This window comes from Sphingobium sp. CFD-2, from assembly GCF_024611135.1.
GTDB lineage: Bacteria > Pseudomonadota > Alphaproteobacteria > Sphingomonadales > Sphingomonadaceae > Sphingobium > Sphingobium fuliginis.
On the sequence record NZ_CP084406.1, the window covers coordinates 187221 to 208717 of the forward strand.

18 protein-coding genes are annotated in these 21497 nt (G+C 67.9%); 8 read left to right on the plus strand and 10 right to left on the minus strand.

The genetic code is table 11. The features are described from left to right. The first annotated feature begins 69 nt into the window (after window positions 1-69). Window positions 70-963: a pirin family protein gene (locus LDB29_RS21135; RefSeq protein ID WP_048575653.1), complete on the plus strand. Its 894-nt coding sequence runs from the start codon at window positions 70-72 to the stop codon at window positions 961-963. 67 nt (window positions 964-1030) lie between these two features. On the opposite strand, the gene acs is transcribed toward LDB29_RS21135, so the two are convergent. The 3 genes from acs to LDB29_RS21150 form a co-directional block, all read right to left on the minus strand. Beyond that, window positions 1031-2983 carry an acetate--CoA ligase gene (acs, locus tag LDB29_RS21140; protein WP_025549447.1) on the minus strand — a complete coding sequence of 651 codons (1953 nt, stop codon included), beginning with the start codon at window positions 2981-2983 and terminating at the stop codon, window positions 1031-1033. 9 nt (window positions 2984-2992) lie between these two features. Further along, complete coding sequence (locus tag LDB29_RS21145) at window positions 2993-3460, minus strand: pseudoazurin (protein WP_025549448.1); 468 nt, start codon at window positions 3458-3460, stop codon at window positions 2993-2995. Between the two features lie 61 nt (window positions 3461-3521). Continuing rightward, window positions 3522-4064, minus strand: coding sequence for a rhodanese-like domain-containing protein (locus LDB29_RS21150; RefSeq protein WP_025549449.1), 543 nt, complete (start codon window positions 4062-4064; stop codon window positions 3522-3524). Window positions 4065-4169: 105 nt separating this feature from the next. Here LDB29_RS21150 and LDB29_RS21155 point away from each other — a divergent pair, with 105 nt between their 5' ends. The 3 genes from LDB29_RS21155 (at window position 4170) to LDB29_RS21165 (ending at window position 6159) form a co-directional block, all read left to right on the plus strand. After that, entirely contained in the window at window positions 4170-4943 is a 774-nt protein-coding gene (locus LDB29_RS21155; RefSeq protein ID WP_037482691.1) for a quinoprotein dehydrogenase-associated SoxYZ-like carrier, read from the plus strand. Further along, window positions 4940-5887 (plus strand): quinoprotein relay system zinc metallohydrolase 1, encoded by a 948-nt coding sequence (locus LDB29_RS21160; protein WP_257557634.1) that lies wholly within the window; start codon window positions 4940-4942, stop codon window positions 5885-5887. The genes LDB29_RS21155 and LDB29_RS21160 overlap by 4 nt, the downstream gene beginning before the upstream one ends. Before the next feature lie 65 nt (window positions 5888-5952). Continuing rightward, a complete protein-coding gene (locus tag LDB29_RS21165; RefSeq protein ID WP_025549452.1) occupies window positions 5953-6159 on the plus strand; it encodes a hypothetical protein in 207 nt (68 codons plus the stop codon). Here the strand turns inward: LDB29_RS21165 and LDB29_RS21170 are convergent. The 6 genes from LDB29_RS21170 to LDB29_RS21195 all read right to left on the minus strand — a co-directional run bounded on the left by LDB29_RS21170 (window position 6156) and on the right by LDB29_RS21195 (window position 16490). Then, window positions 6156-8459, minus strand: a complete 2304-nt coding sequence (locus LDB29_RS21170; protein WP_257557636.1) for a TonB-dependent receptor — start codon at window positions 8457-8459, stop codon at window positions 6156-6158. The genes LDB29_RS21165 and LDB29_RS21170 overlap by 4 nt on opposite strands. A gap of 117 nt (window positions 8460-8576) precedes the next feature. Then, the gene (locus LDB29_RS21175) at window positions 8577-9965 is read right to left on the minus strand and encodes a porin (RefSeq protein ID WP_257557638.1); all 1389 of its coding nucleotides are present in this window, start codon (window positions 9963-9965) and stop codon (window positions 8577-8579) included. Between the two features lie 271 nt (window positions 9966-10236). Further along, window positions 10237-12018: a diguanylate cyclase gene (locus LDB29_RS21180; RefSeq protein ID WP_025549454.1), complete on the minus strand. Its 1782-nt coding sequence runs from the start codon at window positions 12016-12018 to the stop codon at window positions 10237-10239. A gap of 66 nt (window positions 12019-12084) precedes the next feature. After that, a complete protein-coding gene (locus LDB29_RS21185) occupies window positions 12085-13551 on the minus strand; it encodes a glycerol kinase GlpK (RefSeq protein ID WP_044661021.1) in 1467 nt (488 codons plus the stop codon). Next, window positions 13548-15056: a glycerol-3-phosphate dehydrogenase gene (locus LDB29_RS21190; protein ID WP_257557642.1), complete on the minus strand. Its 1509-nt coding sequence runs from the start codon at window positions 15054-15056 to the stop codon at window positions 13548-13550. Before LDB29_RS21190 ends, LDB29_RS21185 begins: the two co-directional genes overlap by 4 nt. A 219-nt stretch (window positions 15057-15275) precedes the next feature. Then, on the minus strand, window positions 15276-16490 hold the full coding sequence (locus LDB29_RS21195) for a phosphatidylserine/phosphatidylglycerophosphate/cardiolipin synthase family protein (RefSeq protein WP_257557644.1): 1215 nt from the start codon (window positions 16488-16490) through the stop codon (window positions 15276-15278). Window positions 16491-16609: 119 nt separating this feature from the next. Here LDB29_RS21195 and rpoZ point away from each other — a divergent pair, with 119 nt between their 5' ends. After that, window positions 16610-16954, plus strand: coding sequence for a DNA-directed RNA polymerase subunit omega (gene rpoZ / locus LDB29_RS21200; protein ID WP_007688625.1), 345 nt, complete (start codon window positions 16610-16612; stop codon window positions 16952-16954). Between the two features lie 223 nt (window positions 16955-17177). On the opposite strand, the gene LDB29_RS21205 is transcribed toward rpoZ, so the two are convergent. Beyond that, on the minus strand, window positions 17178-18149 hold the full coding sequence (locus LDB29_RS21205) for a PQQ-dependent catabolism-associated beta-propeller protein (protein ID WP_257557647.1): 972 nt from the start codon (window positions 18147-18149) through the stop codon (window positions 17178-17180). 168 nt (window positions 18150-18317) lie between these two features. On the opposite strand from LDB29_RS21205, the gene pedF reads away from it, so the two are divergent. The 3 genes from pedF (at window position 18318) to LDB29_RS21220 (ending at window position 21491) form a co-directional block, all read left to right on the plus strand. Continuing rightward, the gene (pedF, locus tag LDB29_RS21210; RefSeq protein WP_025551362.1) at window positions 18318-18743 is read left to right on the plus strand and encodes a cytochrome c-550 PedF; all 426 of its coding nucleotides are present in this window, start codon (window positions 18318-18320) and stop codon (window positions 18741-18743) included. A 5-nt stretch (window positions 18744-18748) separates the two neighbouring features. Next, window positions 18749-19606 (plus strand): ABC transporter substrate-binding protein, encoded by an 858-nt coding sequence (locus LDB29_RS21215; protein ID WP_257557650.1) that lies wholly within the window; start codon window positions 18749-18751, stop codon window positions 19604-19606. A 142-nt stretch (window positions 19607-19748) separates the two neighbouring features. Then, complete coding sequence (locus tag LDB29_RS21220) at window positions 19749-21491, plus strand: methanol/ethanol family PQQ-dependent dehydrogenase (RefSeq protein ID WP_044661020.1); 1743 nt, start codon at window positions 19749-19751, stop codon at window positions 21489-21491. The last annotated feature ends 6 nt before the right edge of the window (window positions 21492-21497 follow it).

The following is a 21497-nucleotide window of genomic DNA, read 5'->3' on the forward strand; positions in this document are numbered from 1 at the left end:
CCTGGCATCCCGATTCCCGCCGCCATAAATCATCGTCTCGATCGCTGCGGAGCAGGAACAGGAAGCATTATGGCAACCCTTCATGGAATGATGGCCGGCACGGCGGCCCCCCGCCCGGTCGTTCATCGCACGCGCGGCAGCGGACATGGTTCGATCGTCCGGCTGATGAGCCCGTCCGATCTGGGCCGCTATCTGAAGCCCTTCGTGTTCCTCGACCTGTTTGCAGGCGACATGCGGCAGCTTTCCGCCGCCATGCCGCTGCATCCCCATTCGGGCATCGCGACCGTCACCGTCTTCACCGAAGGGGACGTGACCTATGACGATCCGCAGGCGGGCACCGGCACGCTGGCCTTCGGCGGCGTGGAATGGATGCGCGCGGGCGGCGGCGTCTGGCACGGGAAGGAACTGTCCGCCGGACGCTCGGCGCTGATGCAGGGCTTCCAGCTCTGGATCGCCCTGCCGCCCGAACTGGAGAACGGACCGGTCGACAGCCAATATATAGAGGCGGACCATATGCCCATGGCCGGCCCCGCTTATGTGATCCTGGGCCGACACGCGGGCGCGCAGAGCCCGGTCCGCGCGCCTGACGGGATCACCTATCTGCTGGTCCGCCTGCAAGCCGGGGAAAGCTGGACCTACGCACCGCCCCCCGGCCATTCGCTCGCTTGGGCGGCGGTAGCGAAGGGCGGTCTTTCCGGCTCCGCCCCGATAGCGCAGGGCGAGATGGCGCTGTTCGAGCCGGGAGAGGAGGCGATCACGCTCCAGGCGGGCGATGCGGGCGCGATCTTCGTCCTGGGGTCCGCACGGCCGCATCCCCATCCGCTTCACCTCGGTTCCTATTCGGTGCACACGACAGCCGCCGCCCTTGCGGAGGGCGAAGGGCGGATCGCGGAGATCGCCCAGCGGCTGAGGCAGGAGGGCCCTGCAAGGACGGCATCGGGAAGCGTGCCGGTCTTCCGCTAGAGCGATTTCCAGACGATCGGAACCCGCCAAGGCTGCGGGTTTCGATGAGACCCAGGGGCCGAAAGCATCACCGGGCCCGGTTCCGGATCAATTCCTCCACAATGGCCGGCTCGGCCAGCGTCGATATGTCCCCCAGCGCCTGGGGCGACACCTCGCCCTCCGCGATCTTGCGCAGGATGCGGCGCATGATCTTGCCCGAACGGGTCTTGGGCAGGCCGGGGGCAAACTGGATCACGTCGGGCGTCGCGATCGGCCCGATCTCGCTGCGCACCCATTTCACCAGCGCCTGACGCAGTTCGTCGGTCGCTTCCTCGCCGCTGTTCAGCGTCACATAGGCGTAGATGCCCTGTCCCTTTATGTCGTGCGGGAAGCCCACCACCGCCGCCTCCGCCACCGCCTCGTGCAGCACCAGCGCGCTTTCCACCTCCGCCGTGCCCATGCGATGGCCCGACACGTTGATCACGTCGTCGACGCGCCCCGTGATCCAATAGTCCCCGTCCGCGTCGCGCCGGCAGCCGTCGCCGGTGAAGTACAGGCCCGGATAGGTGGTGAAATAGGTCTGGAAGAAGCGCTCATGATCGCCCCACACGGTCCGCGCCTGCCCCGGCCAGCTCCGCGCGATGCAGAGATTGCCTTCCCCCTCGCCCTCCACGGCGACGCCATTGCCGTCGACCAGCAAGGGCTCGACCCCGAAAAAGGGCTTGGTCGCCGCGCCCGGCTTCAGGTCCGTCGCGCCCGGCAGCGGCGTGATCATGTGGCCGCCCGTCTCCGTCTGCCACCAGGTATCGACAATGGGGCAGCGCCCCTCGCCCACCACCTCATGATACCAGCGCCAGGCTTCGGGATTGATCGGCTCCCCCACCGTGCCCATCAGCCGCAGCGAGGCGCGGCTGGTGCGGGTCACATGTTCGTCCCCCTCCTTCATCAGCGAACGCAGCGCCGTCGGCGCGGTGTAGAGCGTCGTCACCCGATGCCGGTCGACCACTTCCCAGATGCGGCTGGGCGTCGGCCAGTTCGGCACCCCCTCGAACATCAGCGTGGTGCCGCCATTGGCGAGCGGTCCATAGACGATATAGCTGTGGCCTGTGACCCAACCGACATCGGCGGAGGACCAGAAGACCTCGCCCGGCCGATGGTCGAAGGCAAGGTCGAAGGTCATCGCCGCCCAGAGCAGATAGCCGCCGGTCGAATGCAGCACGCCCTTGGGCTTGCCCGTCGATCCGGAGGTGTAGAGCAGGAACAGCGGGTCTTCCGCCGCCATCGCCTCTGCCGGACAGTCGGCGGAGACCTCAGCGGCCAGTTCGTCATAATAGGCGTCCCGCGCGGGGTCCATCGCGACGTCCCCGCCCGTCGCCCGGACGACAATCACGCGTTCCAGCCCCGGCGCCAGGGCAGCCGCCGCGTCGACATTGCGCTTCAGCGGCACGATCCTGCCGCCCCGCCGCCCCTCATCGGCGGTGATGACGATCCGGCTGTCGCAATCGCTGATCCGTCCCGCCAGCGCCTCGGGCGAGAAACCGCCGAACACCACCGAGTGGATCGCCCCGATCCGCGCGCAGGCGAGCATGGCGAAGGCCGCCTCCGGAATCATCGGCAGATAGAGCGTCACCCGGTCGCCGCGCCCCACGCCCGCGCCTTTCAGCACATGGGCGAAGCGGCACACCTCTTCATGCAATTGCCGGTAGGTGAAGCGCCGCGCCGGTTCCTCCGGATCGTCCGGTTCCCAGATGATCGCCGCCTGATCGCCGCGCGTCTCCAGATGGCGGTCCACGCAATTGGCCGACACGTTGAGCATGCCGTCGCTGAACCAGCTTATGCCGAAATCCCCTTCCGCAAAGCTGCTCTCGTCGGCGCGGGTGGGTTCGCGCAGCCAGTCCAGCCGCCGCGCCTGCTCCAGCCAATAGGCGTCGGCGTCATCCAGCGATCGGCGATAGCCCGCGGCATAGGCGGCGGCATCGACCTTCGCCTCCGCCGACCAGGCCAGCGGCACGGGATAGACAGGGGGAGCTGTTGTCAGCATCGGCGGATCTCACTTCACTTTGGCGAGCGCGGCGGTCATCCGCCTGGCGGCGAAGGGCGGCAGCTTCACCGCCTTGGCCGCCGCGAGATCGGCCGGGGCCACCTTGCCCACCTGCACCAGCGCGACCATGCCCATCGAATAATGCGGCATGCACTTGATGCCGTAGAGGCCGGGCTTGGTGACGGTCAGCACCGCCTCCTTGTTCATCGCGCCCTTCATCGGGGTCGCGCCGGCCGGCAGCATGTTCGCGATGGTTTCGGCATTATGGCTGGGATTGGTCGGCTGGAAACGGATGGTGTCGCCCACCGCCGCCTTCACGAAGGACGGCTCGAACACCATGGCGCCGTCCGCGCCCTGGTTCTTCATATGGACGACGATGTCCTTCGCCTGCGCCGACAGCGGCGCCAGCGTCAGGAGCGCGGCGGCGGCAACGCCGCCCAGGGTGATGCGAATGCGGATCAAGGCTCTCTCTCCCATGCAAACATGCTTGGGCAAGTGATGACGCAGCGCAGCGGACCCCCGCAATGGGCCATTGGTCCTAGGGCGCGCGCCCCTCCGGCGCCACTCGAACCAAGGGCCGCCCCAGGTCGCGCCAGCCGTCCGTCCCCTCCGCCAGCCACCAGACATTGCGATAGCCCATGGCGCGCAGCCGCCGCGCCGCGTTCCAGCTCATCCAGCAATCGGACCGGCAGAAGACGACCAGCATGCGATCGCGCCGGCCACCCGTCAGCCGCCGCACGCCGGCCGCGAACCAGAGCGCGATGTCGGGCTCCGGCACGCCCCTTCCCGCTTCGGGGAACCAGCGAGCGCCCGGAATGCTCTCATGCTGCGCCGCCAGCCGCCAGCGCCCGTCGCTCTCCCGATGCCCGCCCTCGGCCGGCAGGACGTCGAGGAACAGCGCATCCCGGCCCGGCCGCAGGGCTGCGGCGGCGGCCGGCGCGATCCGCCCGACCCCGGCGGGCGGGCGGGAGACCGGCGCGCGATAGGCGGCGATCCGATAGCCGTCAGGCGCGAACAACGGCTCCGCCGCCACGGGCGCCGCGCAAAGCAGCAGAGCACCGGCCCAGATCGTCCTCCTCATCCCGCTTCCCTCCCCATCCGACCCAAGGACCAATGGTAGCGCATTGCGCCAGCCTTTAGACCTGCACCAAGGGAGAAGGATGTGAAAAGGCGAAGCTACGCAGCCATGACCCTGGCCCTGCTCGCGCTGGCGGCGGGGGCGGGCGCATCCACGCCCGCCGATCCGCTGGAATCGCCGATGTGGGAAGCCCATGCAAAGCTGCTGTTCGGCAACGATCCGGTCCGCTTCGACCCGCGGGTGAAGGTCGATTTCCCCCAGATCGCGGAGAACCAGCGCAGCTTCCCGGTCGCCATCGACGCCCGCGCGATCCCCGGCGTCCGGCGCATCGTCCTGATGGCGGACCTCAACCCGATCCCGATCGCGGTCGACTATCGCCCGACGGACAGCGAAGCCTATCTCGCCACCCGCATCAAGCTGGACCAGCGCACCCCCGTGCGCGGCGCGGTGCAGTTGGCGAGCGGCGAATGGCTGGTGTCGGGCGGCTGGATCGACGCGGCGGGCGGCGGCTGCTCGACGCCCCCGGTCAGCCGGGTCAAGGGCGACTGGGCGGACCATCTGGGCGAGATCAGGGGCGAGGCCTGGCCCGTCGCGGGGCCGGTCGACGCCAGCCGCCTTCGCCTCAACTTCCGGCACCCGATGGACACCGGGCTGGTCGACGCCATTCCCACCTATCATCTGGAACGACTGACCGTCAGCGACGCCGCCGGTCGCGAACTGGGCCGGATGGAAATCTGGGCCTCGGTCGCGGAAGATCCGGCCATCACCCTGATCCCCCATGCGGCGGCGGGCGACATGCTGGCCGTCGATGCCCGCGACACCAATGGACGCGATTATCACGCGGCGCTGGCCGTCGCGCGCCAGTCGCCCCTGCCGCGATGATGCTGACCCGGCGCAGGCTGATCGCGGGGAGCATGGCGCTGGCCGCCATGCCCGCGCAGGCGCGGCGCAGCTATGCGATTGCCCCCGTCCCGGTCGCGGACGGCATCTGGATGATCCACGGCGCGGACGCCCCCATAGAACCGGCCAATGGCGGCGCCATCGCCAATATCGCCATCATCGCCACGCCCGCTGGAACAGTGTTGTGCGACTGCGGCCCGTCGCTCGCCTATGGACAGGCGCTGCGCAAGGTGGCGGAGGGACTGACCGGCCAGCCGGTGGTCCGCGTCTATGTCACCCATCTGCATCCCGACCATGGCATGGGCATCGCCGCCTTCGATCCCCGGATCGTCGCGGCCCTGCCCGGCACGATAGAGGCTCTGGCGCGTGAGGGGCGCGGCTATTCGGACGCCATGTACCGGCTGCTGAACGACTGGATGCGCGGCACCGAACTGGTGCTGCCGGGCCGGCCGATCGCCGCCGGACGGGAGGAGTTCGGCGGGCGAGGGCTGCGGCTGCTGGCGCTTTCAGGCCATAGCGGCGCGGACCTGGCGCTGCTCGACGAACGCAGCGGCGTGCTGATCGGCGGCGACCTCGTCTTCCACGACCGCGCGCCCAGCACCCCGACCGCCGACCTCCCCGGCTGGCGCGCCAGTCTCGACCGGCTGGCGCGGGAACCGCATGGCGGCCTGATCCCCGGCCATGGCCCGTTCGATCCCAGCGGCCGGGCCGCCATTGCCCAGACCCGCGACTGGATCGACTGGCTGGACGAGGCGCTGACGCAGGCGGTGCAGTCGGGCCTCGACATGGTGGAGGCGGGCGAACTGCCGATCCCGCCGCGCTTCGCGACCATGGCGGCGGCGCGCTATGAGCTGCAACGCAGCGTCTCCCACCTCTATCCGGGACTGGAGGCGCGGCTGCTGCCCCGCATCGACCGGCCCGGCTGATCCGCCCCCGGAACTAACGCCCCGTTCGCGCGTTCGGGCGCTGGTTAAAAAGGGGGGAGGATGCGATGCCCACGTCGGAATTCTTCAGGGAACAGGCGGAATTGTGGGAACGCCGCGCGGGCGCCGAAATGTCCCGCCACGCGCAGGACGCCGCCCTGGCCGCCGCGCGCAAATGGCATGACGACGCGAACTTCGCGGAGATGATGACGATCGGCCTCGTCGCCACGCCGCAGCCGGAAGCCCTCGTCGACCAGCCAGTCATCAAGGCCTAGAACCGCGCCTTCACCCCCGCATACCAGCGGCGCGGCGCGCCCGGCCCATAGGCGCGCGGATTGGACGCATCGGGGGCCTGCGCCATCTCCACCTCCCCGACGTCGCTGAACGTGCCGAAGGTCGCATATTTGCGGTCGAACGCATTGTGCAGTTCCCCGAACAGCGTCACCCCCGGCGCCATGTCGATCCCGGCGCGCAGGTTGACCAGCGCATGGCCTTTCAGCCGCGGCTGGTCATTGCCCTCGTCACCCACCAGATATTGCCCCGTCCGCGCGATCAGGTCGCCGCCGACCGACCAGCCGCGCCCGGCATAATCCAGCGACAGCGTCGCACTGTGGCGCGGAATGCCGGGCAACCGGTCCCCCGGCTGGACAAAGATCACCCCGTCCCCGTTCGCCGCCGGATTGGCGGGGCTGGAAAGCGCCAGGTCATGACGGTAGGTTGCATCGGTGAAGGCATAGCTGAACGCCCCCGAAAGGCCGCCGCGCACCGCCTTCAGGGTGAATTCCACGCCCTGCCGCCGGGTCGCGCCGATATTGCGGAACCAGGCGCGCCCCCGAATCGCCGACGCGACAAACTGAATGTCGTCGCGGTTGCGCGTGCGATAGGCGGACAACAGCCATTCCAGTCGGAACCCGCCCCATCGGCCCCGCCCGCCCGCGCCCGCTTCCCAGCTCCTGGCGACGATCTGCTTCAATGGCGGATCGGCGATGAAGAAATTGGCGAGGCTGCACGGCGCATTCTCGTCGGCGCAGGACAGTTCGGCCGGCGTCGGGGCGCGATTGCTCTCCGCATAGCCCACCCTCAGGTTCAGCCCCTCCGTCAGCCGGTAATCCAGTTCCAGCCCGGGGTTCAGCCGCCTGAACCGATGATCGCCGTTGAGCGCCGTGCCGATCCGGTCGCGCATCGCAATCACCACATGATTGTAGCGCAACCCGATCTCCGCCGAGAGCCGGTCGGTCAGCGGCAGCCGGTCCTGCGCGAACAGCCCCCAATAGCCGGCATGGGCGACCAGACCCACCGGCCCGATCGCGCCGTCCGCCTGCAAGATGGCCGGCCCCAGCCCCTCGACGCCGCGATCCTCCGTCAGCGCAGCCAGTTCGGTCGAGGCGCCGAAGCGGCTGCGGCTCGTGTCATAGCTCATGCCGATGGCAAGGTGATTGCGCCCGCCCCACAGCGGCCGCTCGTCGATCATCTGGACCAGCACGCCCATCGCCCGGCTGTCCAGCCTTCCCCGATTGAGCACGCCATAGCCCTCGCCGCCCAGCACATCGGCAATCGTGCGGCCGTCCGCATCGGTCAGCAACGCCTCGTCCGCCCCCTCGACGGTCTCCAGGCAGAGCAGCCCGTCTTCGCACCCCTCTATGTCGGCGGCGTCGCCGTTCACCGTGCGCAGCTTCAACCGTTGCGCATAGAGCGTGCCCTCGATCCGCATCCCTTCCCCCAGCGCGACCCAGGGATGCAGGCTGATCCGGCCATAGCGCGCCCTGGCATTGTCCGGCCAGGTGAAGACGGCGCGCCGGTCCACCGCCAGCAACTCGACCGGCGCGACGCCATTGCCCGTCAGGTCCGTGTCGGCGCCGATCCACTTCAGATGCAGCCCGCCGCTCGCGGTGTCGAAACCCAGATCGGCATAGCCATTATGGAGGGTGGAGGGCGAATGGTCGCGCCAGCCATCCTCATGGCTGTACTGGAACGCGCCGAATGCGCTGAAATCGCCCTTCCGGAACCCGCCCGCCACGCTCGCCTCCCGCGAACCGAAGCGTCCGCCGGTCAGGCTCGCCTCCAGCCCCGGATCGCTGGTCCCGGTCTTGGTGTCGATCACCATCGCCCCGCCCAGCGCGTTCAGGCCATAGACGGCGCTGCTGTCGAACAGGGTAAGGCTGCGGATCGCCGCCTCCGGCAACAGGTCGAAGGCGACCGTGTCGCCAAAGGGCTGGTTGAATCGCGCGCCGTCGAGATAGACTGCCAGCCCCTGCGCCTGCCCCTGCAGCGGGGAGGCGGTGAAGCCGCGATAGACCAGATTGGGCTGCCACGGATTGCCCTGCGCGTCCTGCAGGGTGACGCCGGCGATGGACCGGGTGAGCGCGCCCAGCAGATCGGGCGTTCCCGCGCGGCTGATGTCCGCGCCGGTCAGGCGCAGCGCATCGTCGGCATCGATCGCGCCGCCGGGGGCCGTGACGACGATCGGCTGCCGGTCCGCATCGGCGCCGGCGGTATCCGCCCATGCGTTCTGCGCGGTGGCCTGCCCCGCCAGAATCGCCCATGCCGCGCCGGCCAGCCACATGCCCTTCCTCATCCCCGTGCCTCTTCTTCTTTGTTCCCCAACGGCCAGGCCATTGTCCAGCCATGAAAATGGGGCCGCATCCCTGTTAGGATGCGGCCCCGCCCCGTGACATTGTTCCTTCGGTCGGGATCAGAAGAACAGGATGGCCCCCGCCGCGATGGCGTCGGAACTGGCCTGATTGCCGTTATGCGCTTCCGATCTGGTGTGGACATATTCGCTCAGCAGCGTGACCCAGCTTGTGAGGCCGTAGCGGACCTGCCCCACCCAGCTCGAATTCTTGTCCACCAGCGTCGGGTTCGCCAGCGCGTCGGCGGCATTGGCATAGTCGAGATTGCTCTCGCCATAGCTGCCCCCGACAGAGAATTTTCCGAAGCTCGCCAGCCCCTGCAGATAGAAGCCATGGCTGTCGCGCTTGTTGCCCAGCCCATCGGTGTCGAACAGGTTGAGCGCCGTCGTGCCAAGGCCCGAAGCGTCATAATAGGTGCCGACCAGCGTCAGCGGCCCCACCGTCACCTTCGCGCCCGCGTCCCAGCCCCAGCTCGTATAGTCCGGCCCGGCGATCACATCATGCTTCTGCCGGATGCCCGCCGCCCACAGGCGGGTGCCCACGCCGCCGAACTTGCCGTCATAGACCAGCTTGCCCTGGAAGCCCGGCTCCTTGTTGGCCTCGTCCGGTACGGTCAGCGAGGACAAGGGCTCGAAAATGCCGATGCTGGCGGTGAAGCCGCTGAAGCTGGGCGTGGTATAGGTGATCTGCGGCTGGAAATCGGTGTAGATATAGCCGACGCCGATCCGCCCCAGCGTGGTGTTGGACGGCGCGACATTGCCCGCCGGCGTGCCCGACGACAGCAGGGTGATGTCGTTCAGGATCTGCTCCGAGGCGAACAGGCCGATGTCGCGGCCGATCTTCACCTCGCCAAAGCCCGGACGGCCGAAGGTCAGGTAGGTCTGGCGGAAATCGATGCCCGCCGTCTGGAGCCCGCGCGGATTGCCGGGGCTGTTCGCGCCGCTGCCCGCATAGCTGACGGAGTTGATGCCCGGATACATGCCGAAATGCGCGCCGACGTCCCAGCCGCCCTGCCTGGTCATGACCTCCACCTTCAGGAAGCCGGGCAGCAGACCGTTGCGGATGGCCGAACTCTTGCCACCCACCGTCGCCACGCCGCCGACGACGCTGTTGGTGGCGCTGGGCGCCTCGCCATTGTCATGGACGTAGAAGCCATTGACCGATCCGGAGAATTTGAGCGTGACGTCGCCCATTTCGAAGCCGACACCGCTGTCGGTCATGCGGACGCTCCGACCGCCGCCCGACGCATCCGGCGTCACCGGCGGCGCGGCCGGCGCGGCAGCGGCCTCCGCGCTCTCATTCTTCAGCAGTTCCTGATATTCCTCGTCGGAGAGGATTCCCTTTTCATGCAGCCGCTTCAGCAGATCGGCGGTGGTCCCGGCCATCGCCGGCGTGGCAGTCGCGCAAAGCAGCCCCATGGCCGCGCTCGCGAGGAGCAGCGTCCTTTTCATAACATCCTCCCTCTTTTGTGCCGGTCAATGCCCCCGGCTGAAGAGAGATTGAGGCCGGCAGGGCGCGGCGGAAATTGGACTTAGGGCCTCCTCCCTTGGGAGGAAGGGACGCATGGCTCCAGGCCGCAGGCGGCGCCTGCGCGGACGCTCGAAGCAAGGGCGCGGCGCGCAAGAGCCCGGTTCAGACAGGAGGAATCAGGCACTACTTTGGTCGAAGGGCGCATGGATGTTCGCGCGGAGAGCATCCGCGGCAAGGGTCAGGATCTTGACCTTACGCCGCCAATCGCAGGCAGTTGCGTCCGCTATGCTTGGCGTTGTAGAGCGCCTTGTCCGCGGCCTCCAGCACGGCCTGCCCCTCGCTCTGGCCGCCCAGCGCCACCAGTCCCGCGCTGAACGTCACCGGGATCACCTCGCCCGAATCGATCTGCACCGGATGGGCCGTGACCATTTCGCGCAGCCTTTCGCAGATCATGCTCGCCCGCACGACGTCGGTGCCGCTCAGCAGGATGGCGAATTCCTCCCCGCCCAGACGGCCGATGCTGTCGACGCTGCGCAGTCCGGGACGCAACCGCTCGACGAAGCCCGCCAGCACGCGGTCGCCCGCGCCATGGCCGTAGCCGTCGTTGACCGCCTTGAAATGATCGATGTCGATCAGCAGCAGGCAGGCCCGCGCGCCATGCCGGACGCGCAGCATCTCCTCCTCCAGCTTTTCGAGGAAGGCCCGGCGGCTGTCCGCCCCGGTCAGCGAATCCAGCGCCGCCACCTGCTGAAGCGCGCGTTGCCGCGCCTTGTGCCGGGACATGTCGCGGATCGTGCTGACAAGGCCGGTGGGCAGGCCGCGCTCGTCGACCACGGCGCGGGCCACCATCTCGCACCAGTCGCTGCCTTGCGCGGAAATGAAGGGGCGGAATTCCACCGTCTGCACCTCGCCCGGCTGCTCCAGCGCCCGGTCCAGCGTCGCGATCACCTGTTCCCGGTCCGCCGGGTCGACCAGATTGGCCGCGTCCTGCCCGACCAGCAGTTCCGGCGCGCAGCCGATCTGTTCGGCCGCCGCGGGGGAGGCATATTCGATCACGCCGCCAACGCTGATGTTGAGCACCACGTCGCCGCTATTTTCCGCAATGGCGCGATAGCGGGCCTCGCTTTCCTGCAACATCTGGAACAGGCGGCGGCGGCTGTTCAGCTCCGCAGCGATCGGCATCGACAGCAGGAAACTGAAGGCCAGGAAGAGCTGGAAGAACTGCATCCGCTCGCCCAGCGTGCCGGGGATCATGTACAGCGGCCCATGACCGGTCATGGTCGCCATGCCGCCGATGATGGCCAGGATCATGACCGAAGCCGCCGCGCCCAGATTGCCCAGGCGGAAGACCATCGCGACCATCGGCAGCAGCAGCGCGAACAGCATCGGATAGCGCGCCGCGTAGAAGACGAAGGCGGTCGCCAGCGCGAACAGCAGCAGCAGCGCCAGCGCTTCCCACTTGCCCCTGCGCGAAGTCTGGCCGAACCAGCGCCGCAATTCGCCCTGCATCAGCATCATCAGGATCGGCGTGCAGGTCAGCGCGCCCAGCACATGCCCGGTATACCATTGCAGCAGCGATGCGCCGAAGGACACCGTCGTCAGCGCCGACGCGACAGTGGCGGCGGCCAGGCCCGCGATCAGATTGGCCGGACCGCACAGCGCCAGGATGAAGACGAACAGCGGCTGCATCGAACCGGCGAACTTCCCGCCTCGCGCGAAGCGGCGGCAGATCAACGCGACGATCAGCGCTTCCAGCAGGTTGATGCCCGCCATCGGCACGGCGGCGAGCGTCCCCATCCCCCACAGCGCGGTCGACAGCGCGCTGGCCATGCCGCAGGCGATCAGCGCCCACGGCCAGGAAGCGGTTCGCGATGTCAGCAGATAGGCCATCAACAGCGCGTTGGCGCCCCAGATGAAGGCCAATCCCCCTTCGAATCGTGAACTGGCAAGCGCCAGCGACGCCGCCAGGAAATAGGCGCAACCCAGGGCAACCGGTTCCACGCGGGAAGAAGGATGTCGAAGAGACGTCTGCATGTTCGCCCCGCCCTAGACGCTTATCGTTAAGATATACTCACGATGATGATTTTACACAGGGGAAAATCATGCCGACGCCAGCAATGCCTGCCATCGCCCCAGCCTTTCGCCTCTGACATCGTCCGGCAGGGCCGGGGCGAAGCTTCGCCGTTCCGCCCCCATGGCCCCCGCCGCCTCGGCAAGGGAGGGAAACAGGCCCGCGCCCACCGCCGCCAGCATCGCCGCGCCCCGGGCGGTCGTCTCCACATCGGCGGGGCGATCCACGCGCAGCTGCAGAATGTCCGCCAGGTCCTGCGCGATCCAGTCATTGGCGCTCATTCCTCCGTCGATGCACAGGGCGCGCCAGGGCATGCCGTCGGCCGCGAATGCGCCAGCCAGGTCGTGAAGCTGGTGCGACAGCGATTCGAGCGCCGCGCGCACGATATGCGCCCGCTTCGTGCCCAGCGTCAGGCCATGGATCGCCCCCCTGGCGTCGGCGCGCCAGTGCGGCGCGCCCAGCCCCGCCAGCGCGGGCAGCATGGCGACGCCGCCGCTGTCCGGCACCGAACGGGCCATCGCTTCGCTTTCCTCCGCCGTTGCGATCAGGCGCAGTTCGTCGCGCAGCCACTGGATCAGGCTGCCCGCGACGAACAGCGACCCTTCCAGCGCATAGCTCGTCTCGCCCGGCAATCGACAGAGCAATGTGCCGAGCAGGCGGTGCCGCGATACCGGCACGCTACTCCCCATATGGGCAAGGACGAAGGCGCCGGTGCCCAATGTCGCCTTGGCGTCGCCGGGGGTCAGGCAGGCCTGGCCGATGGTCGCCGCCTGCTGATCCCCCATCAGTCCCCGGATCGGGATCGGCCGGCCGAACCATTGGTCCTGCGTCTCGCCAAAGGGGCCGATATTGTCGACGATCTCCGGCAGCGCATGCGGCGGCACGCCGAACAGGTCGCACAGCCCCCGGTCCCAATCGGCGGCGTCGAGCGCCATCAACTGGGTGCGGCTGGCGTTGCTGGCATCGCTGACATGCAGGCCGCCGGTCAGCTTCCACATCAGCCAGCTTTCGACCGTGCCGAAGGCCAGCGCGCTGCCCGCCGCCGCCACGGCGGGCGCATGATCGAGCAGCCAGCGCATCTTCGTCGCGGAGAAATAGGGATCGATCACCAGCCCCGTCCGCCGCTGGATCGCCTCCTCCTTGCCCGCCTCGCGCAGGGCGGCGCAATGATCGGCGGTGCGGCGGTCCTGCCAGACGATGGCGGGGGCCAGCGGCTCGCCCGTCCGCCGGTCCCACGCGACCACGGTCTCGCGCTGGTTGGTGATGCCGATGGCGGCGACACGGTCGGCCCCGCCCGCCAGCGCCACCATGTCGCGCGCGCAGGCCAGGGTCCTGTCCCAGATCTCCGCCGCATCATGCTCGACCCAGCCGGGCCGCGGATAATATTGGCTGAGGTCCGCCTGCGCCATGCCCAGCCGCCGCCCGTCCGGCGCATAGAGCATGGCCCGCGTCGACGTCGTGCCCTCGTCCAGCACCAATATCGGCCGTTCGCTCATGCCTTCTCCCCCAGCCATTCCCGGACATGCGCGGTCTGGCGCGCATCCAGACGCAGCCCCAGCTTCGTCCGGCGCCATAATATGTCGTCGGCCGTCATCGCCCATTCCCGCGCCACCAGATAGCGCAGCTCCGCCTCGGTCAGGCCATGACCGAAATGCGCGCCCAGCGCCGCCATGTCCCGCGCCCCGTCCAGCCACTCCCAGGCGCGGGTGCCATAGGCGCAGGCGATCCGCTCCGCCGAGGCATAGTCCAGGAAAGGATAGTCGCAGCCCAGGTCCGCGATCAGCCGGTCGCGCCCCTGCATCGGGAAGTCGCCGCCCGGCAGCGCCGCCTTCGCGGTCCAGTCGCCGCCCGACAGGCTGGGGAGAAAGGGCTTCAGCATCGCCACCGCCTCCGCGGCGAGGTGGCGGTAGGTGGTGATCTTGCCGCCGAACAGGCTCAGCAGCGGCGCCTCTCCGTCCGGCGCATCAAGCTCCAGCCGATAGCCGCGCGTCGCCGCCTCCGGTCTTCCCGAACCGTCGTCGACCAACGGGCGGACCCCGGCATAGGACCACAGCACATCCTGCGGCGCGATGCTCTTCCGGAAATAACGGTTCGCCCCTTCGCAGAGATAGGCGATCTCGTCGGGATCGGGCCGGACATCGTCGACCGGTCCCCGATGATCGCGATCCGTGGTGCCGATCAGGGTGAAGTCCCGCTCATAGGGCAGCGCAAAGAAGATGCGGCCATCGGGCAGTTGGAAGAAATAGGCGAAGCCATGGTCGAACAGGCGCGGCACGACGATATGCGATCCGCGCACCAGCCGCATGTGGCGGTCCGTTTCGCCATGGGCGCGATGGAGCAGGTCCAGCGCCAGCGGCCCGGCGGCGTTGACCACGGCGCGCGCGCGGAAGCGCGGCATCGTTCCGTCCGCCGCCCGCGCATATATGGTCCAGCCGCCGCTTTCCCGTTCCAGCCGCCGCACCTCCGTCCGGCTGTGCACCTCCGCGCCCCGGTCGGCGGCATCGCGGGCGTTCAGGATGACCAGGCGCGCATCGTCCACCCAGCCGTCGGAATAGACGAAGGCCGTGCCGAAGCCGGTTTTCAGGGGCCGGCCCGCCGGATGACTGCGCAGGTCGACGCTCTCGGTCGGCGGCAGGGCGCGTCGGCCGCCGATATGGTCATAGAGGAAGAGGCCAAGCCGCAGCATCCAGCGCGGCCGCAGCCCCGGCACCCAGGGCAGCACGAAGCGCAACGGATGGACGATATGCGGCGCGATCGCCCAGAGCCGCTCGCGCTCCGCCAGCGATTCGCGCACCAGCCCGAATTCCCGATGCTCCAGATAGCGCAGCCCGCCATGGATCAGCTTGGTGGAGGCGGAGGAGGTGCCCTGCGCCAGATCGCCGCGCTCCAGCAGCAGCACCCGCGCACCCCGACCGGCCGCATCGCGCGCCACGCCGCAGCCGTTGACGCCGCCGCCGATCACGGCAAGATCATGGGCCGCCGGGTCCTTATCCCTTGTCACGCCGCCACCCTAGCGCGCTTCGGGGACGGGGGGAACCGAAACGGACCCGCCCCGGACAAGAGGCCGGTTCCGATGCTAGAGCCAATCGACATTCAGCCCTGACGGCTTGCAAATGACGCTTTTCCGTGCTTCCGGTGCTCACATACCTTGAGTAGGCTGCGCGCCGGGTCACGGAAAACCACCATTTTCGGCTCGTCATCATCTGAATGTCGATTGGCCCTAGTCGGCATCCGGATCGCGGAAATTGAGCCGGCGGGTCACGGTATAGTCCAGCACGCCGACCAGGAAATAGCTGATCCACTGCTTGACCAGCGTCGGCAGGCTGCGCTGGGCGCGGTGCGTTTCCAGCGTGACCTGGCGGCTTTGCGCGACCCGCCGATCGATCAGGGCGCGCATCGCCTGCGCGAAGCCGGCGTCCTCGACGCGCAGCATGATCTCCAGGTTGAGGAACAGGCTGCGCATGTCGAAATTGGCCGATCCGATATAGACCGCGTCGTCCACCACGATCAGCTTCATGTGCAGCTTGCAGGGCTGATATTCCCATATCTCCACCCCGCGCCTCAGCAGCGGGCCATAGAGCAGGCGGGCCGCCGCGACGGTCGCGCCATTGTCGGACCTGGAGGGCAGGACGAGGCGCGACCCCTTTCGCCGCGCCGCCCGGGCGATGCGCTTCAGCATGCCGCGACCCGGCGAGAAATAGGCCTCCACCATGTCGAGCCGCCGCGCCCGCTCAAGGTCATGCTTCACAAGCTGCGCCCAGGGACTGAGCCGGCGGGTGGGACCGCCGATCACCCAGCGCATCGGCTCGCCCGGCGCGGTGTGGAGAGGGCTGTGCCAGTTGCGCACCATGCGGCGCAGCGTGCGGAATCGCTGCTTGCGCGTCGACACCCAGCGCCAGAGCTGGCCGTACCAGCTTGTCATCGCCTGCACCTGCGGCCCTTCCACCAGCAGGCCCAGGTCGTGCCAGCAATCCTCCGCCGGAATCCCGAAATAGCCGTCCTCGACGTTGAAGCCGCCCGTCAGCAGCCGCCGGTCGTCGGCGATCGCCAGCTTCTGATGGTTGCGGATCAGGTAGCGCGTAGAGCGCCGCGCCCCGAAGCGGCCGAAATGCCCGCCCGCCGCCACCAGCGGATCGAAGAAGGCAAGCGGCGTCGATCCCGATCCGAAGGCGTCGATCATCAGCGTGACCGCAACGCCGCGCCCCCGCGCCGCGATCAGCCGGTCGAGGATGAGTTGCCCGCTGCCGTCGGCGGCGAAGATATAATAATAAAGCTTCAGGCTCTCCCGCGCGCCGTCGATCAGGTCGACCAGGGCCTGCCGCAACGCCGGTCCCGTCTCGATCACGCGCAGGCGGTCGGCGTGCAGCGACAGGCCGATCTGTCCCGCGCCCTCCCGCCCGCCATCACCCGGCCCTGCCTGCTGGATGCTCGCCATATTCCGTTCATGCCCGCATTCAGGGCGGCTGGCCACAGTTTATGGGCTTTTCATTGACTCTTAAGGCCTGCGCTGTTAGGCGCGCATTTCACCATTTCTCTTGGTTCAGGAGCGCCCGTTTGGCCCGCGTTACCGTCGAAGATTGCGTCGACAAGGTTACCAACCGTTTTGACCTCGTCCTGCTTGCCGCGCAGCGCGCCCGTGAGATTTCGGGGGGCGCCGAGCTGACTCTGGACCGTGATCGCGATAAAAATCCCGTCGTCGCCCTGCGCGAGATCGCGGAAGAGACCGTCCTGCCGGTGGATCTGCATGATTCGCTCGTCGCCTCGCTGCAGAAGGTGCAGATCGATGACGACGACACGCCGGACGAAATCGGTTCGATCGCCCAGTCGGCGGAGGCCCTGCGCCTGACCGCCGCCGCCCCGCCGCGCAACCAGAATATCGGCGGCGACTACGACGGCTGATCCAGTCACCAGTTTGGAGAGGGAATGAGGCCCGGCCTGCGCAAGCAGGACCGGGCCTCACCGTTTTGGATGCAGCTGGGCATGGCGTGCTTGGCCAATTGTCGCCACGGGTCGGTATGGCTCCTGCGAAGGCAGTGGCTCAGCGCCGCTTCCCGGGACTGCCTTGTGCGATCAGCCTCTAATGGGCCAAAACTCTCCTCCGAATGCCGGCGCAGCCGCCATTTCAGGGAACCGCCACGATCCCCCACGGCGCCGCGCCCACCGGGATCGTTCCCGTGACCTCGCCCCTGGCCAGATCGATCACGCTCACATTGTCCGAAAGGCCATTGGCCGCATAGGCCCGCGCCCCGTCGCCGCTGACCGCGACATGCCACACCCGCTTGCCCACGGGAACATAGGCGCGCACCTTGCGGCTCGCCACGTCGACCAGCGCGACATGATCCGCCCGCCCCAACGCCACCACCGCCGTCCGGCCGTCCGGCGTGAAGCGGATGCCGCAGGGCAATATGCGATGCTCCGCCACGCCCGGAATGGCGAAATGCAGGGTCTCCACCACCTTGCGGGAGGCCGTATCGACGACCTGCACCGTCCCGCCCACCTCCGCCGCGACCCACAGCTGCGCGCCGTCGCCCGTGAACTCCACATGCCGCGGGCGCAGGTCGACGGGCGTCGCGTCGATCATCTCCTTCTTCGCCACATCGACCCAGTTGACGACATTCTCCTCCTCCGAAGTCACCGCGACCCACCGGCCGTCGGGACTTTGCGCCACGCCCTCGGGCTCGCCGCCGACATCGACCTGGAAGGCGACGGTCCGGTTCGCCAGGTCGATGGCGGTCAGCGCGGCATTGTCCTCATTGGCGACGAACAGCGTCCCGCCATCGCGCGCGAGGAAGAATTGCTCCGGGTCCTCCCCGGACGGCAGCTCCGCCACGACCTTACCCGTGGCGCGCTCGATCACCTGCACCGCATGGTCTGTCGACGCGCAGAGATAGATATATCTGCCGTCCTTCGACACGGTGATCCCCCGTGGCCGGCCGCCGACCGCCCAGGTCGCGATCACCTTCGCGCTGGCCGCATCGATCACGGTGACGCTGTTGCCCCGCTCGTTGGAGACATAGAGCGTCTCCGCCCACGCGCTCACTGGCTGCGCGCTCATGGGAACCAGCATCAACCCCGCCAGAATGATGCGCTTCATATGCCCCGATCCTCTCCGCCGTGCCTCGTTATGCGTCATGTTCCTGCGCATAAGCGCTTATGGCTCTATAGCGCGCACAGCGTCACCGGGATTGTACCAACGGCCAATAGGGACGCAAAGCGCGCTGCCCTACACTCGCCCCAATCAATTCGGGTGAGGATTTCGAGCATGAATCTGGGACGCATTTCGCTGCTGGGCGCCATCGCCATATTGGGCGCGACCACGGCAACCGGCCTGATGGCGCACGGCAATGTGACGCCGCAGGCCGTCGACACCTCCGCCCTGCCGGACATTGGCGAGGAATGGCTTGCGAAAAACCCCTATAGCGGCAATGCCAAGGCGATAGAGATCGGCCAGTCCGCCTATGGCCAGAATTGCGCCCGCTGCCATGGGCTCGACGCGGAAAGCGGCGGCATCGCGCCCGACCTGCGCTATCTGGAACAGGGCGAATCGGGCGACCAGTGGTTCGTCGAACGCTTCCGCCACGGTTCCAGCCATGATGGGAAGGTCTATATGCCGCCCTTCGGCGACGTGCTGGGCCAGAAGGCCGGCTGGGCGATCCGCGCCTGGCTCGAAACCAAGTTCCAGGGCTAAAGGCCATGCTCAGCCGGCGTGGCCTGATCGGCGGAGCGGGCGCGGCGATGGCGCTGGGGCTTTGCCCCGGCATGACCCACGCCGCGCCTTTGGGCAAGGTCAGGGAACTGGGCGTGCTGCGGGTGGTCGTCTACAAGGACAATCGCCCCTGGTCCTGGGAGGAGGGCGGGAAGCTGGTCGGCCTCGACGCCGACCTGGCGAGCGCCATTGCCGCGAAACTGGGCGTGCGCGCCGACCTCGCTCAGCTCGTCGCGGATGAAAGCGCCGACGACGATCTGCGCCATGGCGTGTGGAAGGGCGGGCTGCTGGGCTTCGCGCCGGGCGACCTGATGTTGCACGTCCCCTTCGACCGGACCTTCGCCGCCCGCAACGACCAGGTGGCGATCATCGCGCCCTATTATCGCGAAAGCTTCCGTTTTGCGGGTACGCAAAACGCCATCGACCTGGAAGCGCCGCCCACCGGCTGGCGCGGGCACAGGCTGGCGGCAGAACTCGACTCCATCCCCGATTTCTACCTGATCGGCTCCTTCGGCGGCATATTGGCGAAGGATGTGGCGCATTATCCCAGCGGCTCCGACGCGGTGGCGGCGGTGGCGGCGGGCAAGGCGGACGCCGTGCTCGCCAGCCGCGCCCAGATCGAGGAAGTGCTGCACCGCGGCGCGAAGGGCCTCACCCTGCGCAAGGGGCCGCTGCCCGCCTTCACCTCGCCCGGCTGGGACATCGGCATGGCGGTCAAGGAAAACAGCCGCACATTGGGCGATGCGGTGGAGGAGATCGTCGCCGCCATGGCCGCAAGCGGCGAGATGAAGGCGCTGTTCGCCACCTATGGCGTGCAGTGGACGCCCGCGCTGGCGGCAGGATGAACCCTGCCCTTTCCCTCCTCTGGAGGGGAAGGAGCCAAAGACGGAAGGACCGACCCAAGGTCCAATTGCTGCGCACAACGGGTGCAATAATCTGAAACAGTCGGGGGCGCGGAGCACGCCCTTTCAACAGAGGGAGGATGGAATGAAAGGACGTTTGACGCGAGCCCTGTCCGGCGCCGCGATCCTGGGCCTGGCGATCGCCGCCGCGCCATTGCTGGCCGAAGGCCCCACCGATGCGGACCTGATGAACGATGCGGCGACGCCCGGCGACGTCCTGACCTATGGCATGGGTCCGCAGGCGCAGCGCTTCAGCCCGCTGAAGGCGATCAACGCCTCCAACGTCGCAAAGCTGGTCCCCGCCTTCGCCTCCTCGCTCGGCGGGGAAAAGCAGCGCGGGCAGGAAGCGCAGCCGATCGTCTATGACGGCACCATCTACGTCACCGGCAGCTATTCGCGCCTCTTCGCCTTCGATGCGCGCACCGGCGAGGAAAAGTGGCAATATGACGCCCGCCTGCCCGAAGCGATCATGCCCTGCTGCGACGTGGTGAACCGCGGCGCGGCGATCTATGGCGACAAGATCATCTTCGCCACGCTGGACGCGCACATGGTCGCGCTCAACCGCCACACCGGCAAGGTCATCTGGAACAAGCAGACCGCCGATTATCAGGCGGGCTATTCCGCCACCGCCGCGCCGATGATCGTCAAGGGCAAGGTGATCTACGGCAACTCCGGCGGCGAATTCGGCATCACCGGCGCGGTGGAAGCCCGCGACGTCAACACCGGCGAACTGATCTGGCGCCGCCCGACGATCGAGGGCAATATGGGCACCCTCAACGGCAAGGATAACGGCATCACCGGCAAGACCAACGCCAGTTGGCAGGGCGACCTGTGGAAGACCGGCGGCGGCGCGACCTGGCTGGGCGGCACCTATGATCCGGAAACCAACCTGCTCTTCTTCGGCACCGGCAACCCCGCGCCGTGGAACAGCCACCTTCGCCCCGGCGACAATCTCTACACCAGTTCCACGCTCGCCATCGATCCCGACACCGGCGTCATCAAATGGCATTTCCAGACCACCCCGCATGATGGCTGGGACTTCGACGGCGTCAACGAATTCATCCCCTTCGACGCCACGATCAACGGCAAGCCGATGAAGCTGGGCGCGAAGGCCGACCGCAACGGCTATTTCTTCGTGCTGGACCGCACCAACGGCAAGTTCATCAGCGCCAACAAGTTCGTCGCGCAGACGACCTGGGCCAATGGCTTCAACAAAAATGGCCGTCCGAACTATAACGACGCCAACCGTCCCGGCGCGCCGGGCGAAGCGGCCAAGGGCCAGTCGGTCTTCGCCAGCCCCAGCTTCCTGGGGGGAAAGAACTGGATGCCCATGGCCTACAGCCAGGACACCGGCCTCTTCTACATTCCGTCCAACGACTGGGGCATGGACATCTGGAACGAGCCCATCGCCTACAAGAAGGGCGCGGCCTATCTGGGCGCGGGCTTCACCATCAAGCCCATTGCGGAGGATCATATCGGCGCGCTGCGCGCCATGGACCCCAAGACCGGCAAGATCGTCTGGGAATATAAGAACAAGGCGCCGCTCTGGGGCGGCGTGCTCTCGACGGCGGGCAACCTGGTCTTCACCGGCACGCCGGAGGGGTATCTGAAAGCCTTCGACGCGAAGACGGGCCAGGAATTGTGGAAGTTCCAGACCGGCTCCGGCGTGGTGGGCAGCCCCGTCACCTGGGAACAGGATGGCGAGCAATATGTGGCGGTGATGTCCGGCTGGGGCGGCGCGGTGCCGCTCTGGGGCGGCGAAGTCGCCAAGAGCTTCAAGGACATCAACCAGGGCGGCGCGCTCTGGGTGTTCAAGCTGCCCAGATAAGAGGAC

Excerpts from the sequence above, each read along its gene's own strand:
- LDB29_RS21135 (WP_048575653.1), top strand. The coding sequence starts at position 70 with ATGGCAACCCTTCATGGAATGATGGCCGGCACGGCGGCCCCCCGCCCG.
- acs (WP_025549447.1), bottom strand. The coding sequence starts at position 2,983 with ATGCTGACAACAGCTCCCCCTGTCTATCCCGTGCCGCTGGCCTGGTCG.
- LDB29_RS21145 (WP_025549448.1), bottom strand. The coding sequence starts at position 3,460 with ATGGGAGAGAGAGCCTTGATCCGCATTCGCATCACCCTGGGCGGCGTT.
- LDB29_RS21150 (WP_025549449.1), bottom strand. The coding sequence starts at position 4,064 with ATGAGGAGGACGATCTGGGCCGGTGCTCTGCTGCTTTGCGCGGCGCCC.
- LDB29_RS21155 (WP_037482691.1), top strand. The coding sequence starts at position 4,170 with ATGACCCTGGCCCTGCTCGCGCTGGCGGCGGGGGCGGGCGCATCCACG.
- LDB29_RS21160 (WP_257557634.1), top strand. The coding sequence starts at position 4,940 with ATGATGCTGACCCGGCGCAGGCTGATCGCGGGGAGCATGGCGCTGGCC.
- LDB29_RS21165 (WP_025549452.1), top strand. The coding sequence starts at position 5,953 with ATGCCCACGTCGGAATTCTTCAGGGAACAGGCGGAATTGTGGGAACGC.
- LDB29_RS21170 (WP_257557636.1), bottom strand. The coding sequence starts at position 8,459 with ATGAGGAAGGGCATGTGGCTGGCCGGCGCGGCATGGGCGATTCTGGCG.
- LDB29_RS21175 (WP_257557638.1), bottom strand. The coding sequence starts at position 9,965 with ATGAAAAGGACGCTGCTCCTCGCGAGCGCGGCCATGGGGCTGCTTTGC.
- LDB29_RS21180 (WP_025549454.1), bottom strand. The coding sequence starts at position 12,018 with ATGCAGACGTCTCTTCGACATCCTTCTTCCCGCGTGGAACCGGTTGCC.
- LDB29_RS21185 (WP_044661021.1), bottom strand. The coding sequence starts at position 13,551 with ATGAGCGAACGGCCGATATTGGTGCTGGACGAGGGCACGACGTCGACG.
- LDB29_RS21195 (WP_257557644.1), bottom strand. The coding sequence starts at position 16,490 with ATGGCGAGCATCCAGCAGGCAGGGCCGGGTGATGGCGGGCGGGAGGGC.
- LDB29_RS21205 (WP_257557647.1), bottom strand. The coding sequence starts at position 18,149 with ATGAAGCGCATCATTCTGGCGGGGTTGATGCTGGTTCCCATGAGCGCG.
- pedF (WP_025551362.1), top strand. The coding sequence starts at position 18,318 with ATGAATCTGGGACGCATTTCGCTGCTGGGCGCCATCGCCATATTGGGC.
- LDB29_RS21215 (WP_257557650.1), top strand. The coding sequence starts at position 18,749 with ATGCTCAGCCGGCGTGGCCTGATCGGCGGAGCGGGCGCGGCGATGGCG.
- LDB29_RS21220 (WP_044661020.1), top strand. The coding sequence starts at position 19,749 with ATGAAAGGACGTTTGACGCGAGCCCTGTCCGGCGCCGCGATCCTGGGC.